Source organism: Pseudomonas sp. RC2C2 (assembly GCF_018390435.1).
Lineage (GTDB): Bacteria > Pseudomonadota > Gammaproteobacteria > Pseudomonadales > Pseudomonadaceae > Aquipseudomonas > Aquipseudomonas donghuensis.
In genome coordinates, this window is the sequence record NZ_JAHBAX010000001.1 from 882468 (window position 1) to 895326 (window position 12859).

Genomic DNA, 12859 nt, shown 5'->3' on the forward strand with positions numbered 1-12859 from the left:
AAATTTTTTGTATCTGAATTCCAGAAAACACCTAATAGATTGATTTAAATGAGTTTTCTTAATGTTACTTTTTGTATCCGTCCTTTATCAGGCCGTGTGGGCCGTGTTGTTGGCCCGTCGGAGGGATATTTAAGGATCACCGTCCAAGACCCTCAAGGCCAAGGACGGTGAAGCGATCAAAGACCCGGTTTCCGGTGGATCGCAAGGCTGCTCCGCTTGAGGGAACAGCATTGCGGCCTGTGCCGGGCAGCTCGAGTCCCAAGCCTGGTTCTGCGCTCGCGAACTCGCCGGCTGATTGGCCGTTACCTTGACGAACATATCGTGCGCAAGCTCGATGCCGATCAACGGCGAACCTTGCCGCGGCTGCGGGACAGGCAGGATCTGCCAGTGCAGGACGTGCCAAGGATCGGCCAGATGGATTGGGGCAGGCATTCGCTTAGCGTGCTGCAGTGGCAGCACGAACCGTGGATTCGTTTGCGCGATGTGCCTGAGGTGCTGTTCGAGCCAGGCTCCATGGCGCATAGAAGCGCCATCAAAGCCCCCCACCCTGGCGGCAGGTGGCGGCGCGCTGGCTGCGGCTTTGAGTCAGGGGCTAATGAGCTGCATGGTCGGTTTCCACACTGGTCGCAAAGCGCGCCAGCACCGCATCGATGAACCGTCGCAGCTTGGCGGTTCTCTGCCGGTTGGCGGTATAGAGCAAATGCATCTGCCGGCTCGGCGGCTGGTAGTCAGCCAGAACCCGCACCAGCTCGCCGCTTTGCAGCGCCGGGCGCAGAAAGTCTTCCGGCCCCAGCACAATCCCGAAGCCATCCAGCGCCGCTGACATCAGCGCCCTGCTCTCATTGACCTGCAAACGGCTGGCGACCTGCACCTTGTGCAGGGTATCGCCCTGGACGAACTGCCACTCGCGATCGGCCGGGCGCGACCAATAGGCGTAGCCCAGGCATTCGTGCTGTTCGAGGTCGGCTGGCGTTCGTGGGGTGCCGTGGGCGGCCAGGTAGCGCGGCGCAGCGCAGGCCACCAGGCGGTAAGGCGCAAGCGGCCTGGCGGTCAGGCTGGAGGTGCCCAGGGGGCCGATGCGAAACGCCACCTCGAAGCCCTCCTCGACCAGGTCGACGAAGCGGTCGGTCAGGTGCAGGTCGATCTCAACCTCGGGGTACTGGCGCAGAAAGTCAGTCACCAGCGGCATCAGGCTGTAGGAGCCGAAGGTGACCGGCGCGCTGACCTTCAGCTTGCCCCGGGGCGTGTCGTTCATGATCTGCGCCAGGGAGTCGGCCGCCTGCGCCTCGCTGAGGATGTGTTTGCAGCGCTCGTAGTAGGCGCTGCCAAGCTCGGTCAGGCTCTGGCGGCGGGTAGTGCGGTTGAGCAGGCGCGCGCCCAGGCGATGTTCCAGAGCGGCTACATGCTTGGCAACCATTTGTGGCGACATGCCCAGACGCTCCGCGGCGCTGGCATAGGAACCTGCTTCAGCCGCCATCACAAAGGCGCCCATGCTGGTCAGACGATCCATCATTCAACACTCCTGGTAACGACACTCTATCCAGACCGGTAATTTATCTCCATCTGGTTGCCAATCATCATAAACGCTCCTATCACGCAACGGAGCAAGGACATGCGTATCGGCATTATCGGGGCAGGTTTTATCGGTCGGGCAGGAGCGCAGCTGGCGCTGGCCGCCGGGCATGAGGTGATGCTCAGTAACTCACGTGGGCCGCAGACCATGAGCAGCGTGCGCAGCGGCATTCTGGGCTGCGAGGTGGGCAGTGCAGAAGATGCGGCGCGGTTTGCTGAGCTGATACTGGTGGCGATCCCCTTCGGGCACTACCGCAGCGTGCCCGCGCAGTGGCTGGAGGGCAAGATCGTTATGGACGCCAACAACTACTACCCGGACCGCGATGGTCATTTTCCCGCGCTGGACAGCTTCCAGACCACCACCAGTCGACTGCTTGCCAAGCATCTGCCGGGTTCGCGGGTGGTGAAGGTGTTCAATGCAATTCTTGCCCAGGACCTGGAGAAATACGCACGTGTCAGGGGTGCGACGGATCGGCGTGCCCTGCCTATTGCCGGCGATGATGGTGAAGCGAAGACCGTTGTGAGCACGCTGCTCGACGACCTGGGTTACGACACCGTCGATGCCGGCGGCCTGGACGACAGTTGGCGGTTCGAGCGGGCCAAGCCGGCTTACTGCATCCCCTTGGGTGTAGAGGGCTTGAAGCGGGCCCTGGCGCAAGCCGAGCGTGAGGTTGAAGTGCCTGAAGGTGCCTGGCGGCGTTAAGTGGCGGCGTGACAGTTGATCTGATCCGTATTTTGCAGCGCCAACTGAATCTGTTTCGGTAACAGCGCCAGAGCGAAAATAGTCCTGCGTCCCGCTCTACCGGGCGCATCTCGCTAGTGCAGCCTGGCGCTGCACCGCAAAACCGTCATCTGGAGCGCTCAATGGGTAAGCTTGCATTCTTCGTCGTGGGTTTTCTGGCGCTGGCCATCGCGATTGGCGCACTCGGTACTATTTCGCCGCTATAAACACCGCTGTTCTCCAACCTTCTGACTCAAGCCTGCGGCACGGCGTTGACGATGGCGCCGCATCCGCCGCCAACCTGTGCGAAAATAGGGGGCTTTTGTTCCTATGTTTGGAGATGTACAGCTTGGTAATGCACTACTCAACCAGCGGCGACGCAGTCGCTTGCGGTCGCGCCGGTAATAACCTCACCAGCACCTCCACCCCTGACCAGGTTTCCTGCAAGTCGTGTCAGCGGTCCCTGGTCAAGACGGAGTCGTCTGCGCCGGCCAAAAAATCCACCCCGTCCCTGGCAGAGCTGCGCAAACAGCGCATGGCCAAGGCCAGCCCCACCGCGTTCTGCTTCAAGGCCAACTGGCGTGAACGCCTGACCGCCCTGCCCGGCAGCAGCCGCCTGCCGCGCGGCGTAGTGCCTCAGCGCTTGGTCTAAGCGCACGCCCGAGGACACGTGGGTGCCGACACGCGGCCCCACGTGATCCCCCTTCATCGCGACTGACGATACTCGGCCAGCCAGTGCTCCAGCTCGTCATCCATCCCGCAGCCAATCAGCACCCACAACAATACCCGGCACTTGCGCGGGCACAGGAACCCCGCCATCTGGGCGCCCTTGCGTTGCAGGTCCATTTCGCCGCCGTCAAAGCCATAGGTATACCGCGCCGTAGGGCCGGAGCCGGTTCGCGAGGCGATAATCACCGGCATTCTAGTGAGGATGTATCCCACACTCTTTGCCCACCCTTCGGATACATGCCCGGCGCCAAACCCGGCGACGACCAAGCCTTCATAGCCCAACCCGGTCATTTGCTCGAGCAGCAGGGTGTCAGCAGCCAGGCTGGCCTCCAGCAGCGCTACACGTTGATCGAGACGCCAAGGCTCTGGCAGGGGCTGGCGAGGCCTCACAGGCTTCAGGTAGCACGCGTGCCCCTCCACAACCAAACCCTCGCAGCCGAAGTGCGCTGAGCTGAAGGCTGCCATGGCCAGGCTCTCGGTTTTACGCACATGGGCAGCGGCGTGGATCTGATCATTGATCACCACCAGTACGCCGCGGCCGCGACTCTGCGCAGCCAGCGCCACCTGCGCCGCTGCCAGCAGATTGGCCGGGCCATCGGCGCCGGGCTCACTGGCCGCACGCATGGCGCCAGTCAGGATCAATGGCGCATCAAAGGGCCAGAGCAGTTCGAGAAAGTACGCCACTTCCTCGAGGGTATCGGTGCCCTGGGTCAGCACCACCCCCTGTGCGCCCTCTTCCACCTGGGCTTTGGCCCAATACAGGACATCGATCAACTGAATGAAGGACAACGATGCACTGGGCAGCATCTGCAGGGTTTTCGTCGAGATGTGCGCAAGGCTTGCAAGCTGGGGTGCCTCGGCGAGCATCTGCGTGCTGTCCAGACCAGGAGTGACACCTTCGCCTACTGCTGACTGGAGCATGCTGAGGGTGCCGCCCAGGGTTCCTATGGCAAGTTTGGGCAGGGTCATGCGTCACCTCCTGTAACCAGACTGATGAAGGGGAGGATTGCCAGGGTAGAAACAGCCATGGACAGCACATTGCCGATGAAGCCATGCATATGGCTTGGCAGGCGCTGGCTGATAGCGGCCGCCAATGGCGGGGCCAGCAGTGCTCCCAACACCGCACTGAGCCCGACCACCTGCCAGCTACCGCCGAAGGTGAGCACGGCAGCCGGGACGACGGAAACGATCGGGATATAGGTTGGATACCAGCCCAGGCGCATCCATTGCCTACGCCAGATCAGCACACCGATGAACGAGGCCAGCACCTGCCCCGCCACCATCTGCACGACAAGTTGCGAGCCGTAGGCCGGGCCCGTGGGAGACAGGATGTACGCCAGCAACAGGCCCAACAACAAACCCAGGCTCGCCAGCTCATTGCCGAAGAACGGCGCTTCACTGAAGTCGGCCAATACCCGGCGCAATGTCCAGGTGATGCCGTAATCGGCTTGGATCTGGCCGACCGCTTGTGGGGTGTGTTCCGACGCGGTTGACCTCACCAGCAGCGGAAATCGGCGAATCAAGATGAACGCCAGCACACTGGCAACCGCCATGCCGCCGACATTGCCGACGACCACTGGCAGCTTCAAGGGGTAGCACAGGTAGTTGACCAGCAACAGGCTGGCCGGCGTGACCAGCAAAGCGCCCATCAGTGCGCCGCTGAAAGCGACCTTCCAGCCTGGACCAAACACCAGCACCATAGCCGCCGGCAACGAAACGAACGCGACGAAGGTCGGTTGCCAGGTGCCACTGTTCAAGGTCCAGCCCCACAGCGCATGACTGAACCACAACCCCAGCAGCGAACTGGTCACCAGCCACGGCCACAAGCCCGTACCGTAGCAAATGGCGAAGCCTTGCCAGCGCTTGCCGTTGCGGTTGGCCCAATGGGCCAGGGCAGCACCTGCGAGCAACCCCAGCGCTGGCAGCTCATGCTTGTAGAAGGCCACTTCGCTGATATCGCCGATGACCCAGCGCAAACGCGCCAAGGGCTGGTTGAGGTTGCTCATCATGTGCACATAGTCTGGCCACAGGCCAATCCAAGCGTCGGCGCGACCGCTGATGACTTCAAGCAGCACCGTGGTGACCAACGACACCGTCAGGCACAACAACAGCAAAGGCCAGAAGGTGGAACGGGAGGTTTCGATTGAGTTGTCCATCCCTCCTCCTTAGCGCGGCAAGGCTGGGTGCAGGTCATAACCGAGCATCGAACCGTAGAGGTCGGTCCGTCGGTCGCGGGGCAGATCGTTGAGGCTGTTCCAGATCGGTGCGCTGCGAGCACTACTGAGGTCGAGATCGGCGTAGAGGATGCATTGGTCTTCCGGCCCGGCGATCTCACCGAGGGGCCAGCCGTTGGTGCCGGCAATCAACGAGCAGCCCAGAAACCGCCCACCACGCTCACTGCCGATCCGGTTGGCAGCGGCGATATGCACATTGTTGACATGGGCGGCGGTCATGGTCAGGTAAGAGGCCATGCAGCGGCCACTGGCATCGAACAACGGCGGTGGCGTCCATACCCAGTTGTTCAGGCCGCAGATGATATCGGCCCCCTGCATGGCCAGCAGACGTGGCACTTCCGGGAACCAGATGTCCCAGCAGATCAACAGGCCGATACGGCCGATGGGCGTCTCGAACACCGGGAAGCCGAGGTTCCCCGGGCTGAACCAGAGCTTCTCCTGGTTCCACAGATGGGCTTTGCGGTAATGCCCCAGCAGGCCTTCCGGGCCGAACAGCACAGCACTGTCATACAGTTTCAAGCCGTCGCGCTCGGCAAAGCCTGCAACCAGGTAGACATGGTGTTCACGGGCAAATGCTGCCCAGGTTTTCAGGCTAGGACCGTCCGCCAGAGCTTCGGCGTGAGCCCAGGCTTCGGCTCGAGTATTGAAGCTGTAGCCGGTGTTGGCCAGCTCAGGCAGGACTATCAGATTGGCGCCCTCGCCGACCGCCTGTTCTGCGAGCTGCAGGCCATGGCAGAGGTTGTTGTCGCAGTGCTCAAGACCGACCTGCGGGTCGAACTGGATGACTGCGACACGGGCGGGACTGATCGGGGCAGCATTTGCAGACATGGGCTTTGGCCTTCTTATCGTTATGGGAGGGACGCCAGTTAAGCGGACACTCGGTTAGATAAGACAGTCAGGCGGGTCTGAAGCTGGGGCAGGAATGGTCTTAGGTTGGGGAAAGGGCAATCATGGTAGCTGGTGTTTCCAGCTAATCAGGCGGTGCCTGCATCGCCGGCAAGGCCGGCTCCCACAGCCAGAAAGACAAAACCCCTACCTGCGTACGCAGATAGGGGTTTCGGAATTTAATCTTGACGATGACCTACTCTCACATGGGGAAACCCCACACTACCATCGGCGATGCATCGTTTCACTGCTGAGTTCGGGATGGGATCAGGTGGTTCCAATGCTCTATGGTCGTCAAGAAATTCTGTTGCCAGAAGGTCTTGTTTAAGACACTCCAGCGAATCGGGTATGTGATGTTTTGTGAGTTACAAATTCTCGGCTTTGCAGTCTTCACAACACCGCAATCTGGTCATTCGACGCAAATTGCTTGGGTGTTATATGGTCAAGCCTCACGGGCAATTAGTATTGGTTAGCTCAACGCCTCACAGCGCTTACACACCCAACCTATCAACGTCGTAGTCTTCGACGGCCCTTCAGGGAGCTCAAGGCTCCAGTGAGATCTCATCTTGAGGCAAGTTTCCCGCTTAGATGCTTTCAGCGGTTATCTCTTCCGAACATAGCTACCCGGCAATGCCACTGGCGTGACAACCGGAACACCAGAGGTTCGTCCACTCCGGTCCTCTCGTACTAGGAGCAGCCCCTCTCAAATCTCAAACGTCCACGGCAGATAGGGACCGAACTGTCTCACGACGTTCTAAACCCAGCTCGCGTACCACTTTAAATGGCGAACAGCCATACCCTTGGGACCGGCTTCAGCCCCAGGATGTGATGAGCCGACATCGAGGTGCCAAACACCGCCGTCGATATGAACTCTTGGGCGGTATCAGCCTGTTATCCCCGGAGTACCTTTTATCCGTTGAGCGATGGCCCTTCCATACAGAACCACCGGATCACTAAGACCTACTTTCGTACCTGCTCGACGTGTCTGTCTCGCAGTCAAGCGCGCTTTTGCCTTTATACTCTACGACCGATTTCCGACCGGTCTGAGCGCACCTTCGTACTCCTCCGTTACTCTTTAGGAGGAGACCGCCCCAGTCAAACTACCCACCATACACTGTCCTCGATCCGGATAACGGACCTGAGTTAGAACCTCAAAGTTGCCAGGGTGGTATTTCAAGGATGGCTCCACGCGAACTGGCGTCCACGCTTCAAAGCCTCCCACCTATCCTACACAAGCAAATTCAAAGTCCAGTGCAAAGCTATAGTAAAGGTTCACGGGGTCTTTCCGTCTAGCCGCGGATACACTGCATCTTCACAGCGATTTCAATTTCACTGAGTCTCGGGTGGAGACAGCGCCGCCATCGTTACGCCATTCGTGCAGGTCGGAACTTACCCGACAAGGAATTTCGCTACCTTAGGACCGTTATAGTTACGGCCGCCGTTTACCGGGGCTTCGATCAAGAGCTTCGCGTTAGCTAACCCCATCAATTAACCTTCCGGCACCGGGCAGGCGTCACACCCTATACGTCCACTTTCGTGTTTGCAGAGTGCTGTGTTTTTAATAAACAGTCGCAGCGGCCTGGTATCTTCGACCGGCATGGGCTTACGGAGCAAGTCCTTCACCCTCACCGGCGCACCTTCTCCCGAAGTTACGGTGCCATTTTGCCTAGTTCCTTCACCCGAGTTCTCTCAAGCGCCTTGGTATTCTCTACCCAACCACCTGTGTCGGTTTGGGGTACGGTTCCTAGTTATCTGAAGCTTAGAAGCTTTTCTTGGAAGCATGGCATCAACCACTTCGTCGCCTAAAGGCAACTCGTCATCAGCTCTCGGCCTTAAGATCCCGGATTTACCTAAGATCTCAGCCTACCACCTTAAACTTGGACAACCAACGCCAAGCTGGCCTAGCCTTCTCCGTCCCTCCATCGCAATAACTAGAAGTACAGGAATATTAACCTGTTTTCCATCGACTACGCTTTTCAGCCTCGCCTTAGGGACCGACTAACCCTGCGTCGATTAACGTTGCGCAGGAAACCTTGGTCTTTCGGCGTGGGAGTTTTTCACTCCCATTGTCGTTACTCATGTCAGCATTCGCACTTCTGATACCTCCAGCAAGCTTCTCAACTCACCTTCACAGGCTTACAGAACGCTCCTCTACCGCATCACCTAAGTGATACCCGTAGCTTCGGTGTATGGTTTGAGCCCCGTTACATCTTCCGCGCAGGCCGACTCGACTAGTGAGCTATTACGCTTTCTTTAAAGGGTGGCTGCTTCTAAGCCAACCTCCTAGCTGTCTAAGCCTTCCCACATCGTTTCCCACTTAACCATAACTTTGGGACCTTAGCTGACGGTCTGGGTTGTTTCCCTTTTCACGACGGACGTTAGCACCCGCCGTGTGTCTCCCATGCTCGGCACTTGTAGGTATTCGGAGTTTGCATCGGTTTGGTAAGTCGGGATGACCCCCTAGCCGAAACAGTGCTCTACCCCCTACAGTGATACATGAGGCGCTACCTAAATAGCTTTCGAGGAGAACCAGCTATCTCCGAGCTTGATTAGCCTTTCACTCCGATCCACAGGTCATCCGCTAACTTTTCAACGGTAGTCGGTTCGGTCCTCCAGTCAGTGTTACCTAACCTTCAACCTGCCCATGGATAGATCGCCCGGTTTCGGGTCTATACCCAGCGACTAAACGCCCTATTAAGACTCGCTTTCGCTACGCCTCCCCTATTCGGTTAAGCTCGCCACTGAATATAAGTCGCTGACCCATTATACAAAAGGTACGCAGTCACCTAACAAGTAGGCTCCCACTGCTTGTACGCATACGGTTTCAGGTTCTATTTCACTCCCCTCTCCGGGGTTCTTTTCGCCTTTCCCTCACGGTACTGGTTCACTATCGGTCAGTCAGTAGTATTTAGCCTTGGAGGATGGTCCCCCCATATTCAGACAAAGTTTCTCGTGCTCCGTCCTACTCGATTTCATGACTAAGAGATTTTCGCGTACAGGGCTATCACCCACTATGGCCGCACTTTCCAGAGCGTTCCGCTAATCTCAAAGCCACTTAAGGGCTAGTCCCCGTTCGCTCGCCACTACTAAGGGAATCTCGGTTGATTTCTTTTCCTCAGGGTACTTAGATGTTTCAGTTCCCCTGGTTCGCCTCTTGCACCTATGTATTCAGTACAAGATACTCAGCTTATGCTGAGTGGGTTCCCCCATTCAGAGATCTCCGGATCAAAGTCTGTTTGCCGACTCCCCGAAGCTTATCGCAGGCTACCACGTCTTTCATCGCCTCTGACTGCCAAGGCATCCACCGTATGCGCTTCTTCACTTGACCATATAACCCCAAGCAATCTGGTTATACTGTGAAGACAACATTCGCCGAAAATTTGTAATCACTCACAAATTTTACCTTAGCCTGAACACACACCAGTGAAAGTGCTGTCCAGTCTATCTTTCTATCACATACCCAAATTTTTAAAGAACGATTCTGAAAAAGTTCAGAAATCAATATTCGATGCGAATATTCATTTCTAAGCTTTGACGTAAGGTGGTGGAGCCAAGCGGGATCGAACCGCTGACCTCCTGCGTGCAAGGCAGGCGCTCTCCCAGCTGAGCTATGGCCCCAACAAGAAACTGGTGGGTCTGGGCAGATTCGAACTGCCGACCTCACCCTTATCAGGGGTGCGCTCTAACCAACTGAGCTACAGACCCAGTTAAGAGCTGTTACCGATATCGTCTTCTTCAATGAATCAAGCAATTCGTGTGGGAGCTTATAAGACAGCTGATGTCTGTCGATTAAGGAGGTGATCCAGCCGCAGGTTCCCCTACGGCTACCTTGTTACGACTTCACCCCAGTCATGAATCACACCGTGGTAACCGTCCTCCCGAAGGTTAGACTAGCTACTTCTGGTGCAACCCACTCCCATGGTGTGACGGGCGGTGTGTACAAGGCCCGGGAACGTATTCACCGCGACATTCTGATTCGCGATTACTAGCGATTCCGACTTCACGCAGTCGAGTTGCAGACTGCGATCCGGACTACGATCGGTTTTGTGAGATTAGCTCCACCTCGCGGCTTGGCAACCCTCTGTACCGACCATTGTAGCACGTGTGTAGCCCAGGCCGTAAGGGCCATGATGACTTGACGTCATCCCCACCTTCCTCCGGTTTGTCACCGGCAGTCTCCTTAGAGTGCCCACCATAACGTGCTGGTAACTAAGGACAAGGGTTGCGCTCGTTACGGGACTTAACCCAACATCTCACGACACGAGCTGACGACAGCCATGCAGCACCTGTGTCAGAGTTCCCGAAGGCACCAATCCATCTCTGGAAAGTTCTCTGCATGTCAAGGCCTGGTAAGGTTCTTCGCGTTGCTTCGAATTAAACCACATGCTCCACCGCTTGTGCGGGCCCCCGTCAATTCATTTGAGTTTTAACCTTGCGGCCGTACTCCCCAGGCGGTCAACTTAATGCGTTAGCTGCGCCACTAAAATCTCAAGGATTCCAACGGCTAGTTGACATCGTTTACGGCGTGGACTACCAGGGTATCTAATCCTGTTTGCTCCCCACGCTTTCGCACCTCAGTGTCAGTATGAGCCCAGGTGGTCGCCTTCGCCACTGGTGTTCCTTCCTATATCTACGCATTTCACCGCTACACAGGAAATTCCACCACCCTCTGCCCTACTCTAGCTCGCCAGTTTTGGATGCAGTTCCCAGGTTGAGCCCGGGGATTTCACATCCAACTTAACGAACCACCTACGCGCGCTTTACGCCCAGTAATTCCGATTAACGCTTGCACCCTCTGTATTACCGCGGCTGCTGGCACAGAGTTAGCCGGTGCTTATTCTGTCGGTAACGTCAAAATACTCACGTATTAGGTAAGTACCCTTCCTCCCAACTTAAAGTGCTTTACAATCCGAAGACCTTCTTCACACACGCGGCATGGCTGGATCAGGCTTTCGCCCATTGTCCAATATTCCCCACTGCTGCCTCCCGTAGGAGTCTGGACCGTGTCTCAGTTCCAGTGTGACTGATCATCCTCTCAGACCAGTTACGGATCGTCGCCTTGGTGAGCCATTACCTCACCAACTAGCTAATCCGACCTAGGCTCATCTGATAGCGCAAGGCCCGAAGGTCCCCTGCTTTCTCCCGTAGGACGTATGCGGTATTAGCGTTCCTTTCGAAACGTTGTCCCCCACTACCAGGCAGATTCCTAGGTATTACTCACCCGTCCGCCGCTGAATCGAAGAGCAAGCTCTTCTCATCCGCTCGACTTGCATGTGTTAGGCCTGCCGCCAGCGTTCAATCTGAGCCATGATCAAACTCTTCAGTTCAATACTGCTTGGGTTTTGAGAAAACCCTAAACTTGGCTCAGCAATCTCAAATGACTTACTTTCAAATCTTTCGATTTTTCGTGTAGCCACTTGTGATGCTGATAATCTTTTTGACTATCAGTCTGAACTCACAAGCACCCACACGAATTGCTTGATTCAGTTGTTAAAGAGCGGTTGGTTAAGAGCTTTTCGCCTCAACCGAGGCGCGCATTCTACGCTTCCCTCAGAGCCTGTCAAGCGTTTATTTTGAAGTTTTTCGTTCAAATTCAACTGCTTGACTCGCTGCGATCTCTCGTCAGCGGGAGGCGAATTCTACAGCGTTTCAAACCGCTGTCAACTGCCTTTTTCACCGCTGTCGATCTTTCGATCGAAGCCCCTCCGGAATGTCCTGAAACTGCTAACTCTTTGAAACTCAAGGAGTTTTCAGTTCCGACTGCGCCGGAAGTGGGGCGAATTATAGAGAGATTAAATCGGGCGTCAAGGGTTAATTCAAAAAACATTGAACAAAGGCAAAATGAGCACCTTATATAGAATGAGCACCTTGTATAGAGAGTACCGGCCTGCCCTGGGAGGCACTATGTTTGAACCTTACCTGCAACGCTGGCAATTGACCGCCGACGGCGAGCCAATCATCACCCACAGCAGCCACTTGCTGCCCGTCCTTTATAAAGGCAAGGCAGCGATGCTCAAGATCGCCCACGAACCCGAAGAACAGTCCGGTGCCTTGTTGATGCAGTGGTGGGATGGCCAAGGCGCCGCCGCGGTGCTCGAACACATCGATCACGCCGTATTGCTTGAGCGTGCTCAGGGGACCGCCTCACTGGCCGATCATGCTCAACACGGTCGCGACGAAGAGGCCACGCGCATCCTTTGCGCGGCGATTGCCCGCCTGCATGCACCACGGGACCAGCCGCTGCCGCCACTGGTCGAGCTACAACCCTGGTTTTCCGGCCTGTGGCCCGCCGCCGAAGAAAATGGCGGGCTGTACCGACGTTGCGCCGACATTGCCAGCCAGTTGCTCGCCTCCCCCGGCGAACAGAGGGTGCTGCATGGAGATATCCACCACGGCAACGTTCTCGACTTCGGCAACAGAGGCTGGCTGGCCATCGACCCCAAGCACCTCTACGGCGACCGCGCCTTCGACTATGCCAACCTGTTCTGTAATCCGACCCACGCTCTGGCCACCGACCCACACTGTTTTCAGCGGCGCTTGCAGATTGTATGCGAAACAGCCGACCTGCCTCGTCAGCACATGCTGCAGTGGATCGTCGCCTGGTGTGGTTTGTCGGCGGCCTGGTTTCTCGAGGATGACTTGCACGAAGACGCCCGCACGCCCCTGCAGGTCGCGCAACTGGCACTGAACCTGCTGGAGGCAAGCAACTAATCGAAGC

The 12859-nt window shown here is 57.0% G+C and carries 7 protein-coding genes, 2 tRNA genes and 3 rRNA genes; 3 read left to right on the top strand and 9 right to left on the bottom strand.

From position 1 onward, the window contains the following. Positions 1-592: 592 nt before the first annotated feature. Positions 593-1513, bottom strand: a complete 921-nt coding sequence (locus KHO53_RS04095) for a LysR family transcriptional regulator (protein ID WP_213570016.1) — start codon at positions 1511-1513, stop codon at positions 593-595. Between the two features lie 99 nt (positions 1514-1612). On the opposite strand from KHO53_RS04095, the gene KHO53_RS04100 reads away from it, so the two are divergent. Next, positions 1613-2275 carry an NADPH-dependent F420 reductase gene (locus KHO53_RS04100; RefSeq protein ID WP_213570017.1) on the top strand — a complete coding sequence of 221 codons (663 nt, stop codon included), beginning with the start codon at positions 1613-1615 and terminating at the stop codon, positions 2273-2275. A 373-nt stretch (positions 2276-2648) separates the two neighbouring features. After that, a complete protein-coding gene (locus KHO53_RS04105; RefSeq protein WP_213570018.1) occupies positions 2649-2945 on the top strand; it encodes a hypothetical protein in 297 nt (98 codons plus the stop codon). Positions 2946-2998: 53 nt separating this feature from the next. Here KHO53_RS04105 and KHO53_RS04110 read toward each other — a convergent pair whose 3' ends face one another. From KHO53_RS04110 to KHO53_RS04145, 8 genes are all read right to left on the bottom strand, one after another. Beyond that, positions 2999-3991, bottom strand: coding sequence for an asparaginase (locus tag KHO53_RS04110; RefSeq protein ID WP_100783483.1), 993 nt, complete (start codon positions 3989-3991; stop codon positions 2999-3001). Beyond that, a complete protein-coding gene (locus KHO53_RS04115) occupies positions 3988-5178 on the bottom strand; it encodes a hypothetical protein (RefSeq protein WP_010220490.1) in 1191 nt (396 codons plus the stop codon). Before KHO53_RS04115 ends, KHO53_RS04110 begins: the two co-directional genes overlap by 4 nt. A 9-nt stretch (positions 5179-5187) precedes the next feature. Next, complete coding sequence (locus KHO53_RS04120) at positions 5188-6084, bottom strand: nitrilase family protein (RefSeq protein ID WP_100783482.1); 897 nt, start codon at positions 6082-6084, stop codon at positions 5188-5190. Positions 6085-6324: 240 nt separating this feature from the next. Further along, positions 6325-6440 (bottom strand): 5S ribosomal RNA (rrf, locus tag KHO53_RS04125). A 139-nt stretch (positions 6441-6579) separates the two neighbouring features. Continuing rightward, a 23S ribosomal RNA gene (locus tag KHO53_RS04130) occupies positions 6580-9469 on the bottom strand. A gap of 214 nt (positions 9470-9683) precedes the next feature. Continuing rightward, positions 9684-9759, bottom strand: a tRNA-Ala gene (locus tag KHO53_RS04135). 10 nt (positions 9760-9769) lie between these two features. Next, positions 9770-9846, bottom strand: a tRNA-Ile gene (locus KHO53_RS04140). A gap of 85 nt (positions 9847-9931) precedes the next feature. Next, positions 9932-11468: ribosomal RNA gene (locus KHO53_RS04145) — 16S ribosomal RNA — on the bottom strand. Together the 16S, 23S and 5S rRNA genes with 2 tRNA genes alongside form the textbook arrangement of a ribosomal RNA operon. Before the next feature lie 577 nt (positions 11469-12045). Here KHO53_RS04145 and KHO53_RS04150 point away from each other — a divergent pair. Beyond that, positions 12046-12852: an aminoglycoside phosphotransferase family protein gene (locus KHO53_RS04150; RefSeq protein ID WP_010220516.1), complete on the top strand. Its 807-nt coding sequence runs from the start codon at positions 12046-12048 to the stop codon at positions 12850-12852. The last annotated feature ends 7 nt before the right edge of the window (positions 12853-12859 follow it).

Coding starts and splice junctions, on each gene's coding strand:
- KHO53_RS04110 (WP_100783483.1), bottom strand. CDS start 3,991: ATGACCCTGCCCAAACTTGCCATAGGAACCCTGGGCGGCACCCTCAGC.
- KHO53_RS04100 (WP_213570017.1), top strand. CDS start 1,613: ATGCGTATCGGCATTATCGGGGCAGGTTTTATCGGTCGGGCAGGAGCG.
- KHO53_RS04095 (WP_213570016.1), bottom strand. CDS start 1,513: ATGATGGATCGTCTGACCAGCATGGGCGCCTTTGTGATGGCGGCTGAA.
- KHO53_RS04150 (WP_010220516.1), top strand. CDS start 12,046: ATGTTTGAACCTTACCTGCAACGCTGGCAATTGACCGCCGACGGCGAG.
- KHO53_RS04105 (WP_213570018.1), top strand. CDS start 2,649: ATGCACTACTCAACCAGCGGCGACGCAGTCGCTTGCGGTCGCGCCGGT.
- KHO53_RS04120 (WP_100783482.1), bottom strand. CDS start 6,084: ATGTCTGCAAATGCTGCCCCGATCAGTCCCGCCCGTGTCGCAGTCATC.
- KHO53_RS04115 (WP_010220490.1), bottom strand. CDS start 5,178: ATGGACAACTCAATCGAAACCTCCCGTTCCACCTTCTGGCCTTTGCTG.